Here is a 20,105-nt window from a genome sequence, read left to right as displayed (position 1 = left end):
ATCTGATTAAAAGGCTATTTTGATGTCATTAATAAACGGTCTGTCCGCAATTACCAGTGATCGAGCAAGTAAATCGGTATACGTCAATTTATTTTCTCACAAACACATGACAATTGAATTCTTAACTAGTGCATCAGACCAAAGTCACAACACTTCGCTTACAAGTTTCACCAATAAAGAAACCTTCCTATCCGGCCTAAATCGCAAAGCATCACAAAAATTCAATGACTTATCTGATAGTTATCTTGATAAGGTCTACTTTGTAAGTAATAAAAACCATAAAAAGAAGTTAAACCCAATTATTCTCGCCAAAGACATTCACAAAATAAATATCATTAAGAACTCTAACTATATTTTGTTTATTCCCGACTCGATTTTATCTCACTGCAGCGACAAAGATGTAGGCATATTCCTAAAAACAATTAATGAATTCGCTCATAAAAAATCGCTCATAATCAATATATGTATCTATGGTCATTTGGCGACATCGATACTTAAGCCTAAGTTGTTGACGAATAATCAATACCTCGCCGGTCTCGCGACGATGAGCGCATTAGATGAAACACGATACAGTTACTTTGTCGACTTTTGGTCCAACAAGCATGGGGTGAAATCAGAAGAAGAATACATCCTATCTTTTGATGATGACGGCCACTTGCTCGCGACACCCTATGAGAAGTTGCAAACGAACGACGTTACAGAAGACAAAGCCGATAGCGAACGACTTTACATTACGAAAGAAGCCTTAGGTGATAGCACAAAAGTTCCGAAAGGAATGCACCTAGCAGAAAATAACCAACAGCTATTAGAGATGTTAGACAGCCCAAGAGCATCAACCATTGTTTTCAACTGCTCAAGCCAAAGCGAAGTACAACAGTTGGCATTGGATTGCTACCGACTGCGCACGAAAGCGGGCAGACAACTCAAGCTCGTGATCAGAGAAACACAACAATGTTTACGATATGCGGACGAAAAGTTTCTACTTCGTGCTGGCGTAAACCTGATTTCACCGGTGCAGGTGCCTCAGATGCGCTTTATGACTCAGGTAGAGGCCATACAAGGACAAATGCTGACGCGTGCGTTACCTCAAAGCTTAGAGGCCTTACTAAAGTACGACGTTAAATTTGGCAGCAAAGGTTACCTGCATAACAGAGACTTCAGTCAATACTGTACAGATGTGATCGCCAGTTCGAGCCGTTCTAACGTCAACTTTGCTCTGATTAAGTTGAATTTGCTGCCGGGAATGAGCCCTGAAGAATGTCTGCGTTTGTGCCACATCCGACGAGATGGTGATGTCGTCACCGCGTGTAACAAAGCACTTTATGTTTTGTTCAGTGCTATTCGTCATAACGACATCGATGTTGCTCTTAATAATATTTTCGAGTTTCCACCTCGAGATCTGTTTCACTCAACGCGCACCTTCGATACCCATTATGACATCGAAGCTGAACTAAAATACATCCTAGAGGATGAAGTCAGCATCTCTGAGGAGGTATCAAGCTTGACCACTGAGAAGCAGATTTTCGCGGTAACGAAAAAGCCGATGAGCGAGGTACCTGCTTTGTTCGCAGTAAAGAAAGCCATCAACATTAAGGAGCAGGAATGAACATTGATGACTTTGTGCTCACCGTAGGCATTAGCCTTTGTATCGGATTAATCCTAGGCTACTTTCTGCGTGATGCAGTCAGCGCGATAAAGCGATTCTACGATAGATACTTAAAACGCGCTCAGTACTTTGAGCAAGATCTTTCTGTAAACAAAAACAAGAAGCTTAAGTGATGACTTCACACTCTAAACAGCCTGCTCAATTCACAATTGGATTGGGTTGGTGGAACATTTATTTTATTGCCAAAGTAGCCCTTTTCCTCCAAGGGACCATCGATTTCCATCCGCTAGAAAACTTTGCGCTCTTGCTCTTTATTCTGTTACCAGTGCCAATCAAAGCATTGAATGTCCTGCGACATGTTATCGCAGTGATCATCGCTGCATGGCTACTGCATTATGACTCTTTCTTACCCCCGCTAGAGCGATTATGGGCTCAGGCGGGTCAGTTGATGCAGTTTGAGTTTAGCTATCTTGTCGAACTCATGGGACGCTTCATCTCTGTTCAAGCATTGCTTGGGTTGTTTGCTTTGTGCGCAGCGTATTTCATTCTGAGTAAGTTTTTACGTGTTTCTGTATTCGTTGTCATCGCGATGATTTACGTCAGCATTCCAAAAACGCCACAGAGTTCAGTCACCGTTGAGACAACTCAACCTGCGCTACCAGCAACTACGGAAGTGGCGGAAACGGCACAACCTCAAGTCACAGAAATCAACGATGAGTCGCTAAACAGTATGACAGCAGATTTCTTTGCGAAAGAAGCGTCACGACGTGTCTCGTTCAGCCCTGATAGTGCACAAGATGCTCCGTTTGATTTGCTGTTCTTGAGCATCTGTTCCGTCGCTTGGGATGACATCGAGATTGCTGGTTTGGCCGATCACCCGTTGTTCAAAGAATTTGATGTCATGTTTGATAACTTCAGCGCGGCAACATCCTACAGCGGACCAGCCGTTGTAAGGCTGCTGAGAGCAAGTTGTGGCCAGCAAGAACACAGTAAATTGTTCGAGCCTGCTCCAAAGCAATGTTACTTGTTCGATAACCTGAAAGATCTCGGCTTCAAAGAAAATCTGTTGATGAACCACAACGGTGTGTTCGATAGCTTCTTAGAACTGATCAAAAAAGATGGCGATCTAAAAACGAACCTGATGTCTCAAGAAGGGTTCAAGCCTTACCAAAAGTCGTTCGATGGCTCCTCTATCTTCCGTGATAAACAGGTGCTTGATGACTGGTGGCAGCAACGAATCAAAAGCGATGATGAGAAAGTGGTTGCGTTGTATAACACTATTTCATTGCATGATGGTAACCGCATCATCAATGCAAACTCGACAACGTCTATGGTGAGTTACAAGAAACGCCTAAAGAATCTTCTTGATGATCTTTACTCGTTCTTCCAAGAGCTAAAAGCCTCCAAACGTAATATTGTTGTTGCATTAGTGCCAGAACATGGCGCCGGTATGCGAGGTGATAGAATGCAGATCTCTGGTATGCGTGAAATTCCAGCGCCGACCATCGTTCACACACCGGTTGGGATTAAAGTCTTCGGTGAAGGAATTCAACGCCAAGGCAATACTAAGCACGTTAAAGCGCCTTCAAGCTACTTAGCTCTATCACAATTGGTATCGAATATTCTTGAACAAAACATTTATGATAAGGAATCATTCAACCCGAGCGAATTGGCTGGCAACTTACCAGAAACCCGTGTGGTCGCTCAAAACTCTGGCTCAACCGTAATTGAGGTAAATGGTAAGTACTACGTCTCATTAGATGGTACCAGTTGGATTGAATACCCAACTAAATAGCATTCACATGTTAACGGCATGAATTTTTAGCAACAATAAAGGCTGGTGTATTCCGGCCTTTATTCTGCCTGTTATCTATCCAAGCTCTCATTTCTACGATTGTTTAATACGCATAAATAAGTAAGAATGGATTAAACATTATGCACTTAAGGGAATAGCACATGCCAATTGACTCATTGATCACCATCGGTATTTTCGTTGCTCTAGCCGTTATTATTCTTGCCTCTGCGATTAAGACTGTACCTCAAGGGAACAACTGGACGGTTGAACGCTTTGGACGTTATACCCACACACTTAAACCGGGCCTGAACTTAATTATTCCGTTTATTGATAGAATTGGTCAGAAGATCAATATGATGGAACGCGTTCTCGACATTCCAGCTCAAGAGGTTATTTCTAAAGATAATGCGAATGTCGTCATCGACGCAGTCGGCTTTGTTCAAGTTATCGACGCAGCCAAAGCGGCTTATGAAGTTAACGATCTAGAACATGCTATTCGTAACCTCACATTAACCAACATCCGTACCGTACTTGGTTCAATGGAGCTGGACGAAATGCTCAGCCAGCGTGACATGATCAACACCAAGCTTCTCTCTATTGTTGACCAAGCAACAAACCCATGGGGAGTGAAAGTCACTCGTATAGAAATCAAAGACGTTCAGCCACCAGCAGATCTGACTGCTGCAATGAATGCTCAGATGAAAGCAGAACGTAATAAACGTGCAGAGATCTTAGAAGCTGAAGGTGTGCGCCAAGCAGAAATCTTACGAGCAGAAGGTCAAAAACAATCAGAGATCTTAAAAGCGGAAGGTGAAAAGCAGTCTGCGATCTTACACGCAGAAGCCCGCGAACGTGCGGCGCAAGCGGAAGCAAAAGCGACTTACATGGTGTCAGAAGCCATCGCTAAAGGTGACGTTCAAGCGGTGAACTACTTTATTGCTCAAGGCTATACCGACGCATTGAAGAGTATTGGCCAAGCAGAAAATGGGAAAATCATCATGCTACCAATCGAAGCAACTGGTTTAATGGGCTCTGTTGCTGGTATTGCTGAAATGTTCCAACAAAGCAAAGACAAAGGCTAGCCTATGGACTTATTTAGTTTATTAGAAGGCATCACTTTCTGGCATTGGATTGCTTTCGGCCTCGCATTGTTAGCTGTTGAGTTACTCGGCACAGCAGGCTACTTCCTATGGCTTGGCATCTCTGCATTGATCGTAGGTGCGATTTTATCTGTGCTACCAATCGGCTGGCAAATGCAGTGGTTAGCCTTTGCGGCATTCAGCTTGGTGACAACTTGGCTATGGTGGCGAAAACAATGGTCGAAAGATCGCAAGAGCGACAGTGCGCGCGATCTTAACCAAAAACAGAAGCAATTAGTCGGCAGTATCGTGACGTTAGATGAAGACTTCACGGTGGGGATGAACCGCTTACGAGTGGCAGATACTACTTGGTCTGCTGAGTCAGAACACGATTTACCAACAGGAACTCGAGTCGAAATTATTGCTGTTGATGGCATAATTCTTAAGATAAAACCTATTTCTCGATGATGTTTGTCAAAATAATAGGGTGCTATGCGCCCTATTCTATTCCTAATCCCACTACCTCTTTTATTTCATCCACTTATTTAAATTAATTATGTAAATTAAGTGATAGAAATATTATCAACATCCTCTCTTTTCTACCTAATTTTAAATTTTCAATTTTAATAATTCAAACACATAGCGAAATATAATTACTTTTTCAAAATCTAAATTTATTTTAAAAAATAAAACCTTGTTGAATTTAATTTTGATCTTTCTAGGTCTCTATACATACTTAACGCATAAGCATGTCTATTAAGTGCTTATATTTTTTTAAGGTAAGTAAGAGGAAGTACTATGAAGAAGTTTTTTTTATTTTTAGCGTGCAGCATATTTGCGTTTTCTTCATTCGCCTATAACAACGGGAATGGAGGAACCACCAACCTGGGGCCTATTGTCGAGTGTACTCTACCAAGTGGAGATATTTCCCATATTCCTAGCGAGATGTGCCGCTTTCAAGGTGGATCATGGGACAACTAAAATCAGGGCATGAAAACGAGTAAAACTCTCTGCTCTAATTACTTTTAGTTTGTAGGCCTATTCCAAGTAATTAAATTGAATTTAAAAAGCAAAATACGTTCTAGATTACAAGGTAAATAATATGAAACTGGTAACTGGATTGTTAATCGCGATTGCAGCTTTAATGCCTTTGACCTCGCTAGCAAATGGAGCTTCAGGTGGTAGAACATTAGCACCAGAAATAAAATGTGAACTGCCTAATGGCAACGTACACATGCTGCCGCCACTCTATTGCAAAATGTATGACGGAAAAAAAGTGAAATAAAAAAGGAGCCGAATGGCTCCTTTTTCTTAGCTTCTGAATATTAGTGGAAGCTGTATGGGATAAGAACTTGTAGACGTAGATCTGTCTCGTCCGCGTCTGCTGCACCAGCAAACTCGTCACGCTCTAGGATAGTACCGTGTAGACGAACGGTTGTACCTTTAAGAGAACCACTTTGTAGAGAGTAAGAAACCGTTGCGTTAACTGCGTACTCGCTCTCGTAATCCCAGTCACCTGATGCGCCACTCGCTGCAGAATCTGCACCAGAACCATAGCCCAAGCCTAGGTAGTAGTTCCAACCGTTACCTTGGTTGTAAGAAAGACGGTTGTACCAAGCTAGCTCACCAGCTTTGTTCCAGTCAGATAGTGCATCCCACCATTGTGACCAAGTACCGTTGTTCATACCGTAAGTATGGATAGTACGTGGAACGAAATCCGAACGGTTGTCTGTATCTGTGTAGCGTAGCTCAGACATCCAAGATAGCTTGCCGAAAGATTGGTTTAGAGATAGACCAGTATGGAAACCTAGACCATCGTATTTCACATCATCATCAACACCGTAGAAGTCGAATGCAAGAGTAGTGCGGTCACTTACTGTGTACTTCAAGTAAGCTTTGTATGATGTGTTATCAGTGTCGTCATGGTAGCTAGTTACTTGACCTGCACCCCAATCGATACCGTTCGCGTATTTAACGCCTGTCGCTTGACCAAGACCAACTTGGAAGAATAGAGCGTCAGTGATGTTACCGTTCAAGCCTAGAGAGTGTAGGTAGCTCCATGAAGTGTCTGACCATAGCGCTGGCGCGTAATCATCTTCATGTAGTAACCAAGGTGCTGTGAATTGGTCTGCACCGAAGTAGCTTAGGTTGAAATCACCAAGTTTCGCGTTTAGCTCGAAACCACGGTACGTACCAGGTACAAAACTCCAAACGTTACCGATTGTACCGTTGCCACCAGCTTGTAGCATACCGACGCGAGCGTTAAAGTTTTCGCCAGTCTTAAATTTCAGAGCCGCTTTGTAAACTTTAAGCTGATCACCGTCACCTGCACCCCAGTCTAGGTTAGTACACGTAGAGATTTCGTTACATAGGTAGCCGTCTGCGCCTTTCAAGCTATCATTGTATAGGTCACCAGAGTAGTAAGCAGCGACGTCAGCACCTAACCAACCGTCATGGTAGCCAGAAGTGAAGTCAATAATTGCATTGTAAGATGAGTAGTTTAGACGACTCCAACGATCGCCATTTTCACCACCAGGCTTACCGCTAGTACGTGTACGAGAACGAGTATCAACAACGAACATTGCGTTCAATGATGAGTCGCTCATAAACTCGTTAACTTTCTCTACATACTCACCACCAGCAGCACTTTCAGTAGAAGCCGTAGCTGGAGCTACCGCTACTGCACCAAACATTGCTGCGGTTAGTGCTGAAACCTTGAAAAATTTGTCCATGGAAAAAACTCCTAAAAATGGATATAGCTGTATTTTTCTATCTCACCTTAAGTTGGCCGCCGAAGGAGAGAAGTAAATTCCTGAGTGAACCTCAATATTTCTAAATTGGTTCTTTTTAGTTCCTGCATACACACCGTGTATCCACGCTTCTAAGACTAACTTCGCATCTAAAAACATCCAAACGGAACTTATTTTTTTTCTAAAAAAATATGACCAACGCCAAAGTTCCATATAACTTGTTGATCCAGATCTTATTTTTAACACCCAAACTACAGAGCGACACAAAGATGCTATTTATCAATAACTTATGGCCAATACGGAAACGTCAATTTGAAGTTGATCGCAGAGTTACTGCTAGATACGAGGAAAAATTAAAGGAGAGATCTTGATCACTGAAATGATTTCAATAGGAAAATAGCGCTAATTTTGTCACTTTTTAATTGGCAAGAAAAAGCCCCAAATGACTGTCATTTAGGGCTTTTAGTTATTTTTTATCTTTTTTGATGGGAGTTATTTCATCAAATTGAGCAAGTCTTGTTCGGTTTTAACCTCAACACCCAACTCTTGAGCTTTCGCTAGCTTAGAGCCAGCATTCTCTCCAGCAAAAAGAATATCGGTTTTCTTTGAAACGCTACCCGTCACTTTTGCACCTAGATTCTGCAGCGCTTCTTTCGCTTCAGAACGTCCCAGCTGTGAAAGCGTGCCCGTCAATACAACAACTTTGCCTTCTAACGGCAACTCAACACCTTGTTGCGGAGCGGCAATCTCAGGCCAATTAATACCTTGATTCAACAAATCCTGTACAACAACCTGGTTTTTCTCTTCACCAAAGAAGGTCGTGATGTGTTTGGCAACAATAACGCCAATATCTTGAACTTCAATTAACTGTTCTTCTGTCGCTGCCTGAATCAAATCCAGTGACCTGAAGTGTTGCGCTAGGTTGGCAGCCGTCGCCTCCCCTACCTCACGAATACCTAGCGAGTACAAGAAACGCGGTAATGTTGTCAATTTTGATTTCTCAAGAGCATTAACTACGTTGGTTGCCGATTTAGGGCCCATGCGCTCTAGGACTGTCAACACTCCGGCCGACAACTTAAACAGATCTGCTGGTGTCTCAACCATTTCTCGGTCAACGAGCTGTTCAATCACTTTGTCGCCAAGACCATCAACATCAAGGGCTTTACGAGAAACAAAATGTTTTAGTGCTTCTTTACGTTGTGCTTGGCACACTAATCCACCAGTACAACGTGTTACCGCTTCCCCTTCAATACGTTCAACATGAGAGCCACATACAGGACACGCTTCAGGGAAAATAATTTCTCGCGCAGTTTCAGGACGACGCTCTTTGATCACCGAAACAACTTGTGGGATAACATCACCAGCACGACGAATCACAACTTCATCACCAACCATTACCTCTAAACGTTCAATTTCGTCTGCATTGTGTAGGGTTGCATTACTGACGGTTACACCACCAACGAAGACAGGCTCAAGCTTCGCTACTGGAGTAATCGCACCGGTACGACCCACTTGGAACTCGACTTCGTTTAACGTTGTAATTTCTTCCTGAGCCGGAAATTTGTATGCGATAGCCCAACGAGGTGCTCGAGCAACAAAGCCCAATCGCTCTTGAATAGCAATGTCATCAGCTTTTATTACGACACCGTCGATTTCATAAGCTAATGCTTCACGACGAGTCAGAATATCTTGATAGTAGGCTTTCACTTCTTCCAAGCTATCGACTCGCTTGGTTTCAGGGCACATTGGCAAACCCCAAGATTTGATTTGAAGGAATCGCTCGTAATGGCTTGATGCTAACGTTGCGCCTTCCACAACACCAACACTGTACGCGTAGAAGCTCAATGGCCGTGAAGCAGTAATGCGCGAATCTAATTGACGCAGGCTTCCCGCAGCTGCATTGCGTGGGTTCACAAACACTTTCTCGCCTTTTTTGCGAGCAGTCTCGTTAAGTTTGTCAAAACCTGCTTTCGGCATGAATACTTCGCCACGAACTTCAAGACGAGCAGGCCAGTCTTTGCCTTGCAACTTAAGTGGAATCGCGCTGATAGTACGTACGTTTTCAGTAATATTTTCACCTGTCGCACCATCACCACGCGTTGCTGCTTGTACAAGTACACCGTTCTCGTACAGCAAGCTTACAGCTAATCCATCTAACTTAGGTTCACAGCAATACTGCTTGATAGTTTGGTCAGGAACACGATCTTGAGCGCGCTTATGAAAACTATCCAGTTCACCATCGTCGAAAGCATTGTCTAAAGACAGCATTGGAACTTCGTGCGTCACTTGGCTGAACTCAGATAACGGCTGACCACCTACACGCTGGCTTGGAGAATCCACTGTAACAAGATCTGGGTGTTCGGCTTCAATATCCATAAGCTCGCGCATCATACGATCGTATTCTGCATCTGGAATCTCAGGGTTATCTTCCACGTAGTAACGAACAGCGTGGTAATGCAACGATTCTTTGAGTTCTTCTAGTCGCTGAAGTACTGGTTCAGACATATTAAAGCCCCGTGTGTATTCAATAAATGAGGTTGAGAATTCTATGAAAAAGGGCTCCTAACGGAGCCCTCTCTTTATTTGGTGTTAAGATTATGCGCTAGCGGCAGTAAACTCAACTATTTGACGACGATAAGATGCCAATCGGTCCGGCGTCATTAGGTTTCGTTGGTCATCAAGGACATTACCACCCATATCGTCTGCAATTTGTTGTGCAATACGCAGCATTAGGTTGAAGTTTTGATCTGCTTCACCGTAGCAAGGTAATGTCATAAAGAACGAGATACCTTTGGTAGAGAATTCAGCAGGGTCACCATGTTCTAATGTGCCCGGTTGCATCATGTTGGCGACACTAAAGAGCACTTTACCGTTACCAGACAAATCAACATGACGATGGAAGATATTCATCTCACCGTAAATCAATCCATTTTGCTGCATGCTATCGAACAACTTAGTACCGATGAACGGCTCATCGCCAGCGCAGTGAACGTTCAACACAATGACTTGCATTTCAGGTTCTGGTTTTGGCTCTTCAGGTTGCTCTACAACAACTGGTGCAACATCGATTTCTGGTTCGACAACTTCAGGTGCTTCGAACACTGGCTCGATAATCTCTTCTTCGAACGTCGCTTGAACAGGCTCAACAATTTCTGGCTCAGGCTCTTGTTCCGCTTTAGTTGCAACAAAAGCAGGGATCTCAGGTTCTTCTTTATGCTCTTTCTCTTTTACATCAAGAACATCATCAATCAGAGGGTCTGAGGCGAACTTGTTGTCAAACGAGGTTTCCATCCCAAAGTCTGGCTCTTTGCGATCTTTACGGATAATCTCGAAATCATCTTCTGGAGCAGGAGCAAAATCTCGCTCTTGTTCTTGAGGTTCTTTTTCTTCTTGGTCAACATCCAACTTACCAAGTGGTTTGTTACCAAACTTCGCTTTGCCTTCTTTTTTGCTTGTCCATAGGCCATGAAAAAGCAATGCGGCGATGGCTAATGCGCCAACAACAATGAGTACGAATCGCAATTCCTGCATTATTTACTCTCAATCTACCTGTTCTTACTACTCGCACATCCTTGAGCAGTAACCCAAGTGCAATAAATCTGAATGATGCGTTTACTTTACCAAAACTATATGCAGGTTTAGAACAACTTAATGCAAGAAGTTCCGTTTTTTGTTGTGATTCTTGCCACGATTCCACTTTACAAGACCTCATTTGTTAGGGCATTGAAAGAAAAGTATCGACAGGTACAATGAGTTTTCACTCACAAGAAATAAAATAGATATGAAGTCGAACATTCAACAAAGAACCGGTTTTGGTTATTTCCTATACGGAATTCAATTGGCGCTCTCTCCAGAGATCAGACGTTTTGTCGTTCTCCCTCTGCTGGCGAATATATTGCTAGTTGGTGGTGCTATCTTCTATCTTTTCTCTCACTTAGACGCTTGGATTGAAGGCTGGATTGGGCAACTCCCTGAGTTTCTGTCTTGGTTGACTTACCTCTTGTGGCCAATTCTCGTCCTAACGATTCTCGCCACCTTTTCATATTTTTTCAGCACCTTAGCGAACTTTATCGCCGCACCATTCAACGGATTGCTTGCTGAAAAAGTAGAAGAGTCGCTGACTGGTCAGAAAGTCAATGACGATGGGTTTGCAGCATTGGTCAAAGATGTACCTCGTGTTATGGCTCGTGAATGGCGAAAACTGCTGTATGTATTGCCAAAAGCGATTGGTTTATTCCTGTTGTTGTTGATTCCTGCTCTGGGTCAAACGGTTGGACCTTTCTTATGGTTCTTCTTCACAGCCTGGATGTTGGCGATCCAATACTGCGACTATCCATTTGATAACCACAAAGTGCCGTTCAATGACATGCGTTACGAATTGAAACAAAAGCAAGGTAAAGCTTATGGGTTTGGTGTTTTGGTTTCCGTATTTACCACCATTCCAATTCTCAACCTCATTGTTATGCCTGTTGCTGTATGTGGTGCAACTGCAATGTGGGTAGCTGAGTTTAAACACCAGCAATAGCGCAGTTTTGAATCAATCAGAGGAGGCCGAATAAGCCTCCTCTGTTATTTTGTTCAATTCTCGACCAACCTCATAAGATATAACTTTTTAATCCTTTTCCCTTTTTTTCATACCGCATATTCTTCTAGTCATATTCACAAATCGTGTAATGAAGGAACATCACTATGAGCAAGATCTACGAAGACAACTCTCTTACTATTGGTAATACGCCTCTTGTTCGCTTGAATAAAGTGAGCAAAGGTAAAGTTTTGGCGAAAATCGAAGCACGTAACCCAAGCTTCAGCGTTAAGTGCCGTATTGGTGCCAACATGATTTGGGAAGCGGAAAAAGCAGGCACGCTTAAACCTGGTGTTGAGCTAGTAGAGCCGACCAGTGGTAACACAGGTGTTGCGCTTGCATTCGTAGCGGCCGCTCGCGGTTACAAGCTAACGCTAACGATGCCAGAGTCAATGAGTCTTGAGCGTCGTAAACTGCTAAAAGCACTCGGTGCAAATCTGGAGCTAACTGAAGCAGCAAAAGGCATGAAAGGTGCGATTGCGAAAGCCGAAGAAATCGTAGCAAGCAACCCAGACAAATACCTGCTTCTGCAACAGTTCAACAACCCTGCAAACCCAGAGATTCATGAGAAGACAACGGGTCCTGAAATTTGGGAAGCAACAGACGGTGAAATCGACGTATTCGTAGCAGGTGTTGGTACGGGCGGTACTATCACTGGTACAAGCCGTTACATCAAAGGTGAAAAAGGCAAAGCAATCACTTCTGTCGCTGTTGAGCCAGCAGAATCACCGGTTATCGCACAAGCACTAGCAGGTGAAGAAATCCAACCAGCACCACACAAAATCCAAGGTATTGGCGCTGGTTTCATCCCAGGCAACCTAGATTTAGAGCTTTTGGACCGTGTTGAGCAAGTGACTTCTGAAGAGGCAATTGAGATGGCTCAGCGCCTTATGGAAGAGGAAGGCATTCTGGCTGGCATCTCATCGGGTGCAGCAGTAGTGGCAGCAAACCGCCTTGCGGAACTTCCTGAATTTGAAGGAAAAACAATTGTAACTGTACTTCCAAGCTCAGGTGAACGCTACCTAAGTACAGCACTATTTGCCGGTATCTTTACTGAGAAAGAGAACCAACAGTAATATGTGGTCAAATCAATTTTTCGTTTAAAAAAGCCCCGGTCAGGGGCTTTTTTGTTGATCCCTGCCCCACCTTTGGTAATATCAGGGTGTTTTATTTTTAGGTTCAAAATAAAGAATCTAAACCAAAAAGTTTTCTAAGTAATTGTGCACGCAAACAGTTGCGTAATTACCAAACTTTTGACTAGTATCAGTTCTGACACGCTTTGAACTCTCCCGTGCTAGCGCACAAGAAGTAAAGCAGTTAAGCTAAAACTCAGTCACAAACTAACAAAAAAATACATTTATTGGGGTATATCACATGTACGAGAAGCAAGTAGAAATCACAGCAGAAAACGGTCTTCACACTCGTCCAGCTGCACAGTTCGTTAAAGAAGCTAAAGCATTCGACGCGGACATCACTGTGACTTCTAACGGTAAAAGCGCTAGCGCTAAGAGCCTATTCAAGCTGCAAACACTAGGCCTAGTAAAAGGTACTCTAGTAACTATCTCTGCTGAAGGCCCACAAGCTCAGCAAGCAGTAGACCACCTAGTTGCTCTAATGGACCAACTACACTAATTCGGTCTCCTATTTCAGAAGCCATTTTGTGAAAGCAAAATGGCTTCGTTGGAAATAGGCTCAAAACTAAGCTAATACTATTCGTTAGCGCACCCATTATTCTCCCGTTTTATAAAGTTGACCAACTTAAGGTAAGGCTATGATTTCAGGCATCCTAGCATCTCCTGGTATTGCAATCGGTAAAGCACTACTACTTCAAGAAGATGAAATTGTCCTAAACACAAACACTATTTCTGATGATCAAGTAGAAGCAGAAGTTGCACGTTTCTTTGACGCTCGTAACAAATCTTCTGCTCAACTAGAAACTATCAAGCAAAAAGCGCTTGAAACGTTTGGCGAAGAAAAAGAAGCGATCTTTGAAGGTCACATCATGCTTCTTGAAGACGAAGAGCTAGAAGAAGAAATCCTAGCACTTATCAAAAACGACAAAATGTCTGCGGACCACGCTATTCATTCAGTTATCGAAGAGCAAGCATGTGCTCTTGAGTCACTAGACGACGAATACCTGAAAGAACGTGCAACTGATATCCGTGACATCGGTTCTCGTTTCGTTAAGAACGCTCTAGGCATCAACATTGTTTCGCTAAGCGACATCAATGAAGAAGTTATCCTAGTGGCTTACGACCTAACGCCATCTGAAACGGCACAAATCAACCTAGACTACGTTCTTGGTTTTGCTTGTGACATCGGCGGTCGTACTTCTCACACTTCAATCATGGCTCGTTCACTAGAACTTCCAGCGATCGTTGGTACTAACGACATCACTAAGCAAGTTAAGAACGGCGACATGCTGATTCTTGATGCGATGAACAACAAGGTCGTTATCAACCCATCTGAAGCTGAACTAGAAGACGCGAAAGCAGTTAAAGCGGCATTCATCGCTGAGAAAGAAGAACTAGCGAAGCTAAAAGATCTACACGCAGAAACAACTGACGGTCACCGCGTAGAAGTTTGCGGTAACATCGGTACAGTTAAAGACTGTGACGGTATCATCCGTAACGGTGGTGAAGGCGTTGGTCTGTACCGTACTGAATTCCTGTTCATGGACCGTGATGCACTTCCAACTGAAGAAGAGCAATACCAAGCTTACAAAGAAGTTGCGGAAGCAATGAACGGTGAGTCTGTGATCATCCGTACTATGGACATCGGCGGCGACAAAGATCTTCCATACATGGATCTACCAAAAGAGATGAACCCGTTCCTAGGCTGGCGTGCAGTACGTATCAGCTTGGATCGTCGTGAAATCCTACGTGACCAGCTACGCGGTATCCTACGTGCATCTGCACACGGCAAGCTACGTATCATGTTCCCAATGATCATCTCTGTTGAAGAAATCCGTGAGCTTAAGAAAGCAATCGAAGAGTACAAAGCGGAACTTCGTGCGGAAGGTCATGCATTCGACGAAAGCATCGAAATCGGTGTAATGGTTGAGACTCCAGCTGCAGCAGCTATCGCGCACCACCTAGCGAAGGAAGTATCTTTCTTCTCTATCGGTACAAACGACCTAACTCAGTACACACTAGCGGTTGACCGTGGTAACGAGATGATTTCTCATCTTTACAACCCACTATCACCAGCGGTACTTACTGTGATTAAGCAAGTTATCGACGCTTCTCACGCTGAAGGTAAATGGACTGGTATGTGTGGTGAGCTTGCAGGTGATGAACGTGCAACACTTCTACTTCTAGGTATGGGTCTAGACGAGTTCTCTATGAGTGGCATCTCTATCCCTAAAGTGAAGAAAGTTATCCGTAACTCTAACTTCGCAGAAGTGAAAGCAATGGCTGAAGAAGCACTTTCTCTACCAACAGCAGCGGAAATCGAAGCTGTTGTAGAAAAGTTCATTGCAGAGAAAACTCAATAATCAACTAATTCCAATGGGATAGGCGGTTAAAAAAAGTCGTCTATCTCGTAAGATTGGTATACTATAATTCGACAGAATTAAATAAAACGTTAGGAGCATGACACAATGGGTCTGTTTGACAAACTTAAGAAGCTAGTATCTGACGACAGCGCTGACGCAGGTGCAATCGAAATCATCGCACCACTTTCTGGTGAGATCGTGAACATCGAAGATGTGCCAGATGTTGTTTTCGCTGAGAAAATCGTTGGTGACGGTATTGCTATCAAACCTGCTGGTAACAAAATGGTAGCTCCTGTAAACGGTACTATCGGTAAGATCTTCGAAACAAACCACGCATTCTCTATCGAGTCTGACGACGGTGTTGAGCTTTTCGTTCACTTCGGTATCGATACTGTTGAACTAAAAGGCGAAGGCTTCAAGCGCATCGCTGAAGAAGGTCAAACTGTTAAAGCTGGCGACACTGTAATTGAATTCGATCTTGCTCTTCTAGAAGAGAAAGCGAAATCAACGCTAACTCCAGTTGTTATCTCTAACATGGACGAAATCAAAGAGCTGAACAAGCTTTCTGGTTCTGTAACTGTTGGTGAAACTCCAGTTCTACGTGTAACTAAGTAATTTTTACTTAGCCTAACACGAAAAAAACGCTGCCATTGGCAGCGTTTTTTATTACCTGAAGCTTTTGTTTCCAAACAACTTTCATCGCTAAAACTGGTTTAACTAAGCAACCCAAGTGCCGAGCTTGGTTTCTGCTTCGCCTGAGCCAACAATGCAGTTGTTGCATCTTGCAGTACTTTCGAACGCACCATCTCCGTCGACTCACGAGCAAAGTCCGTATCTCGTATCCGTCCTTTGGATTCCGTCACACTACGGTTCACCGTATTCAGGTTATCCATAGTGCCACTGACACGGTTTTGAAAGCCACCGATTTCACTTCTGTGTGAATCAACATACTTAATAGCGGCATCAATCACCCCAATCGAAAGCTGTGCCCCACCAACTGTCGACATATCGATATCATCCATAGTAACGAGCTCACCGGAACTTACATCAAGCCCATTCGCTAAACGCCCCTTCAGCTCTACACCTTCTGGTGCATTCAAGGTTGAAGCAAAGAATTGCAGTTCATGGTTTTCTGTTACCGAGGCACTTACTATCGATTGCTGAGCATTGATATAAGTCGCTACTTGTTCAACGCGGTCACCCAATTTGAATTCGATAGATTCCGTCTGGTGTCGCCCTTCTTTATCAAGATATTCAAATGATATGCTTTGATTGTCACTCGTAACTCGCCAATCTTTATCAACGGCATCACCAATATAATGTTGGCCGCCCATCTCTGGGATATGGCTGCGCATATTTTTCAGCGTCAAAGAGATTGAGTTGGCATTCGCGCCGATATGAAAGCTTTGAGAACCATAAGATCCATCAAATAGGTTCTTATCTGCAAATGTCGTCGTGATCGCGACACGATCAAGCTCATCTTGCAGCGCTACGACCTCGTATTGAATACTTTGCCGATCACTTGAATCATTACTGCCGTTCGCAGCTTGAAGCCCCAGAGAACGTAAGCGTTGCAATATATCACTACTCTCATGCAAAGCCCCTTCCGCAGTTTGTGCCACCGAATACGCGTCGTGCGCATTTCTTAAGGCAACATCAAGCCCTCTTGTTTGGACATTAAGAGTATTGGAAATTTGCAAACCAGCAGCATCATCACTGGCTGAGTTAATCCGATAACCTGAAGTGAGATTTCGCTGTGACTCTATGTTTTGCTCAGCCGCATGACTGAGGTGTCGCTGCGTCATCATCGCAGTGACATTGGTATTTAAAGAGACCATCTAATCGATACGAACTCCTTGTCAGCTGTCCTATTCGGTGTACCTAATGCGTGATTTGAATAAACAAAAAGCCAGGGGTGAGCCTGGCTTTTGTATCGCGTCGTATTAGGTTGATTAACCTAGTAGGCTTAGCGCTGAGTTTGGCGCTTGTTTCGCTTGCGCAAGAATTGAGCTTGACGCTTGCGATAGAATTTGTGACTTGGTCATTTGAGTCGTTTCTTTCGCGAAGTCGGTATCTTTGATACGGCTCTTCGACGCGTTCACGTTCTCGTTGATGTTATCCAAGTTGCTGATTGCGTGGTTGAAACGGTTTTGGAAAGCACCTAGCTCTGCACGGTGGCTGTCTACGTATTTCAATGCTGCATCAATGATAGCTACAGACTCTTGTGCACCACCTACTGATGTTACGTCGATAGTATCAACCGTTACTTTCTTACCGTCGTTTAGACCTAGCTCACCAGATAGGCCGCCAGAGAATTCAACGTCGCCTTCCACTTTATTGTTGCCCGCAAACACTTGCAGCTTACCGTCTTGGTCTACTGACGCTTTTACTAGGTCTGTTTGACCGTTGATGTAAGTTGCAAGCTCTTCGATATCGTCACCCGCTTTCGCGCTGATGTTGATTTCTTGTTCTTGACCAAAGCTGTCCGTTAGGCTGATTTTCATGTCTGATTTATCAGCAGCAACGTTCCAGTTTTTGTCTTTGCCGTTGTCAGCTTGGTAGCTCACGCCGCCCATCATTTGGTTGTCTGAGCGCATGTCTTTTAGGTTAAGCATTACTGCTTCACCGTTGTCCGCACCGATTTGGAAAGACTGAGTGCCGTAAGTACCGTTAAGTAGGCGGTTACCACCGAAAGATGTCGTTTCAGCGATACGGTTTAGTTCGTCGTTTAGTGCTGTTACTTCTTCTTGAATCGCAACACGCTCAGATTTTGAGTTAGAACCGTTCGCAGATTGAAGAGATAGGTCACGCATACGTTGCAGGATGTTAGTTGTCTCGTTCATTGCACCTTCAGCAGTTTGTGCAATAGAGATACCGTCGTTCGCGTTACGAACAGCCACATCCAGGCCACGGCTTTGTACGTTCAAGCGGTTCGAGATTTGAAGACCCGCAGCGTCGTCTTTCGCGCTGTTGATTTTGAAACCTGAAGACAAACGCTCCATAGAAGTTTGTTGTGCTGAGTTTGCGTTGTTTAGGTAACGCTGAGCGGTCATCGCTGATACGTTTGTGTTTACATTCACTGCCATGGTGATTTCTCCAATTGATTTTCCGATGTAGCGGTTTCCGACGTCTCGGAAAACCAAGTAGTTCTCTCAAAGTTACTTCTATTAACGACTCGGATTTCAGAAGCTTTAGGAAAAAATCAAAAAAAATGAATTTGCGAGATTTGACTAGAAAAATTGAAGAAAAATAGAAAAAAGTCCTCAAGTTTCTGCAGCTTAAGCCGAGCGTTCTAAATTGAGCAAAGAATAATCAAAAGCCATTAAAAAGCAGTGAGTTAGATGAAGGTGAAGAAGGTTTTATTTAGGAGATAGAAAAGAAAAAGCCCCTTTTCCTTTGAGAGAACTGGGGCTAGGTTGGTAGCCAGAGCCTATGTGGAGATCAAGAGAAATGAACACATAACCGGCACACCGGGTGCAACCTTACATTGAAAATGATTGGCAGGTGAGAGATGAGAGAGCCGCACATTCTATTATAAAGTTGCTTGCCACAAGCCTGCATTCCCATCCACGTCTGAATGTATTGAACACAGGCAAGGTAAACTACTGCAATAGTGACATCGCAGAGTTTGGCAACTGTTTTGCTTGAGCAAGAATCGAAGTACCTGCTTGTTGCAATATTTGAGCTTTGGTCATTTGCGTGGTTTCTTTCGCAAAGTCCGTATCTTTAATTCGGCTGTTCGATGCGTCAACGTTCTCTTGGATGTTCGCCAAGTTGTTGATGCTGTGGCTCAGACGGTTTTGTTTCGCACCAAGGTCAGCACGTTGTGAATCCACGTACTTAAGCGCTGAGTCCAGTACAGAAATCGCGTTCTGAGAACCTTGTACAGTTGTCATGTCGATGTCTTGCACTGAAGTACGCACTGCATCTTCTGTCAAACCAAGATCAGACGCTAGACCACCAGAGATTGAAATATCGCCTTGAACATTCGGGTGAGCAACAAACACTTGTAGCTTGCCGTCTTCGCTTACCGATGCATTGATCATATCAGATTGGCCGTTGATGTACGTTGCCAACTCTTCAATATCGTCGCCTGTTTTTGCGTTGATATTGATCTCTAGATCATCTGGGTTGCCATCCTCGTCTTCACCCATGCCAGGAAGCGTGATTTTTAGGTCCGCTTTAGCCGGGTCGACACCCCAGTCTTTGTCTTTACCGTTCTCAGAGAAGAAAGTCACACCGCCCATACGCTGGTCATCCGCGCGGATGCTCGTTAGCGCCATGATCATTGCTTCACCAGAGCTTGAACCGATTTGGAATGCCGCTTCACCGAACGAACCGTTCAATAGGCGACGACCACCAAATGAGGTTGTTTCTGCGATACGGTTAAGCTCGTCAGTCAATGCTGATGATTCTTCGTTGATCGCCTGACGCTCTGCTGGAGAGTTAGTACCGTTTGAAGATTGAATCGCCAAGTCACGCATACGTTGCATCACTGACGTCGCTTCATTCATCGCGCCTTCTGCTGTTTGGGCAATCGAGATACCATCGTTTGCGTTGCGCATTGCTACATCAAGACCACGAGACTGTGCAGTTAGACGGTTAGAGATCTGTAGACCTGCGGCATCGTCTTTTGCACTGTTAATCTTATGTCCTGATGACAGGCGTTCCATCGAGGTGTTTAGCTCGTTGCTCGCCTTGTTTAAATAACGCTGCGCGGTCATCGCGGAAACGTTAGTACTAACTGTTACAGCCATTTTGCTCTCCTTTTGAGTTCGCAAGCTTTTGCGAAGCGGC

At 43.9% G+C, this 20,105-nt stretch carries 17 protein-coding genes; 11 read left to right on the top strand and 6 right to left on the bottom strand.

The genetic code is table 11. The features are described from left to right. Positions 1-22: 22 nt before the first annotated feature. The 6 genes from bcsE to L1076_RS10035 all read left to right on the top strand — a co-directional run bounded on the left by bcsE (position 23) and on the right by L1076_RS10035 (position 5,765). Positions 23-1,606 carry a cellulose biosynthesis protein BcsE gene (gene bcsE / locus L1076_RS10060; protein WP_237303564.1) on the top strand — a complete coding sequence of 528 codons (1,584 nt, stop codon included), beginning with the start codon at positions 23-25 and terminating at the stop codon, positions 1,604-1,606. Next, positions 1,603-1,779, top strand: coding sequence for a hypothetical protein (locus L1076_RS10055; protein WP_237303563.1), 177 nt, complete (start codon positions 1,603-1,605; stop codon positions 1,777-1,779). The genes bcsE and L1076_RS10055 overlap by 4 nt, the downstream gene beginning before the upstream one ends. After that, positions 1,779-3,401, top strand: a complete 1,623-nt coding sequence (bcsG, locus tag L1076_RS10050; RefSeq protein ID WP_237303562.1) for a cellulose biosynthesis protein BcsG — start codon at positions 1,779-1,781, stop codon at positions 3,399-3,401. The genes L1076_RS10055 and bcsG overlap by 1 nt, the downstream gene beginning before the upstream one ends. 161 nt (positions 3,402-3,562) lie before the next feature. Further along, positions 3,563-4,483 (top strand): SPFH domain-containing protein, encoded by a 921-nt coding sequence (locus L1076_RS10045; RefSeq protein ID WP_038865742.1) that lies wholly within the window; start codon positions 3,563-3,565, stop codon positions 4,481-4,483. A 3-nt stretch (positions 4,484-4,486) separates the two neighbouring features. Next, positions 4,487-4,948, top strand: a complete 462-nt coding sequence (locus tag L1076_RS10040; RefSeq protein ID WP_045409083.1) for an NfeD family protein — start codon at positions 4,487-4,489, stop codon at positions 4,946-4,948. 634 nt (positions 4,949-5,582) lie between these two features. After that, positions 5,583-5,765: a hypothetical protein gene (locus L1076_RS10035; protein WP_038865745.1), complete on the top strand. Its 183-nt coding sequence runs from the start codon at positions 5,583-5,585 to the stop codon at positions 5,763-5,765. Between the two features lie 40 nt (positions 5,766-5,805). Here L1076_RS10035 and L1076_RS10030 read toward each other — a convergent pair whose 3' ends face one another. The 3 genes from L1076_RS10030 to zipA form a co-directional block, all read right to left on the bottom strand. Continuing rightward, complete coding sequence (locus L1076_RS10030) at positions 5,806-7,212, bottom strand: porin (protein WP_038865747.1); 1,407 nt, start codon at positions 7,210-7,212, stop codon at positions 5,806-5,808. A gap of 510 nt (positions 7,213-7,722) precedes the next feature. Beyond that, the gene (ligA, locus tag L1076_RS10025) at positions 7,723-9,735 is read right to left on the bottom strand and encodes an NAD-dependent DNA ligase LigA (protein ID WP_038865748.1); all 2,013 of its coding nucleotides are present in this window, start codon (positions 9,733-9,735) and stop codon (positions 7,723-7,725) included. Positions 9,736-9,825: 90 nt separating this feature from the next. After that, positions 9,826-10,761 carry a cell division protein ZipA gene (gene zipA / locus L1076_RS10020; RefSeq protein ID WP_237303561.1) on the bottom strand — a complete coding sequence of 312 codons (936 nt, stop codon included), beginning with the start codon at positions 10,759-10,761 and terminating at the stop codon, positions 9,826-9,828. Positions 10,762-11,011: 250 nt separating this feature from the next. On the opposite strand from zipA, the gene cysZ reads away from it, so the two are divergent. From cysZ to crr, 5 genes are all read left to right on the top strand, one after another. Then, a complete protein-coding gene (gene cysZ / locus L1076_RS10015) occupies positions 11,012-11,755 on the top strand; it encodes a sulfate transporter CysZ (RefSeq protein WP_237303560.1) in 744 nt (247 codons plus the stop codon). A gap of 164 nt (positions 11,756-11,919) precedes the next feature. After that, positions 11,920-12,888: a cysteine synthase A gene (gene cysK / locus L1076_RS10010; RefSeq protein ID WP_038865751.1), complete on the top strand. Its 969-nt coding sequence runs from the start codon at positions 11,920-11,922 to the stop codon at positions 12,886-12,888. 298 nt (positions 12,889-13,186) lie between these two features. Further along, positions 13,187-13,444: an HPr family phosphocarrier protein gene (locus L1076_RS10005; protein ID WP_005436894.1), complete on the top strand. Its 258-nt coding sequence runs from the start codon at positions 13,187-13,189 to the stop codon at positions 13,442-13,444. A 139-nt stretch (positions 13,445-13,583) separates the two neighbouring features. Further along, positions 13,584-15,308 (top strand): phosphoenolpyruvate-protein phosphotransferase PtsI, encoded by a 1,725-nt coding sequence (ptsI, locus tag L1076_RS10000; RefSeq protein WP_042604265.1) that lies wholly within the window; start codon positions 13,584-13,586, stop codon positions 15,306-15,308. A 105-nt stretch (positions 15,309-15,413) separates the two neighbouring features. Continuing rightward, positions 15,414-15,923: a PTS glucose transporter subunit IIA gene (crr, locus tag L1076_RS09995; RefSeq protein WP_005425608.1), complete on the top strand. Its 510-nt coding sequence runs from the start codon at positions 15,414-15,416 to the stop codon at positions 15,921-15,923. Positions 15,924-16,021: 98 nt separating this feature from the next. Here the strand turns inward: crr and L1076_RS09990 are convergent, their stop codons facing one another. From L1076_RS09990 to L1076_RS09980, 3 genes are all read right to left on the bottom strand, one after another. Then, positions 16,022-17,146, bottom strand: a complete 1,125-nt coding sequence (locus L1076_RS09990; protein WP_045405105.1) for a flagellin — start codon at positions 17,144-17,146, stop codon at positions 16,022-16,024. Between the two features lie 114 nt (positions 17,147-17,260). Next, the gene (locus L1076_RS09985; RefSeq protein ID WP_045463848.1) at positions 17,261-18,394 is read right to left on the bottom strand and encodes a flagellin; all 1,134 of its coding nucleotides are present in this window, start codon (positions 18,392-18,394) and stop codon (positions 17,261-17,263) included. A gap of 516 nt (positions 18,395-18,910) precedes the next feature. Then, positions 18,911-20,065, bottom strand: coding sequence for a flagellin (locus L1076_RS09980; protein WP_038872900.1), 1,155 nt, complete (start codon positions 20,063-20,065; stop codon positions 18,911-18,913). Between the last annotated feature and the right edge of the window lie 40 nt (positions 20,066-20,105).

It is taken from the genome of Vibrio sp. MMG023, assembly GCF_021654215.1.
In the GTDB taxonomy this organism is placed as follows: Bacteria; Pseudomonadota; Gammaproteobacteria; order Enterobacterales; family Vibrionaceae; genus Vibrio; species Vibrio jasicida.
This window is presented reverse-complemented; position numbering and strand designations above follow the sequence as displayed.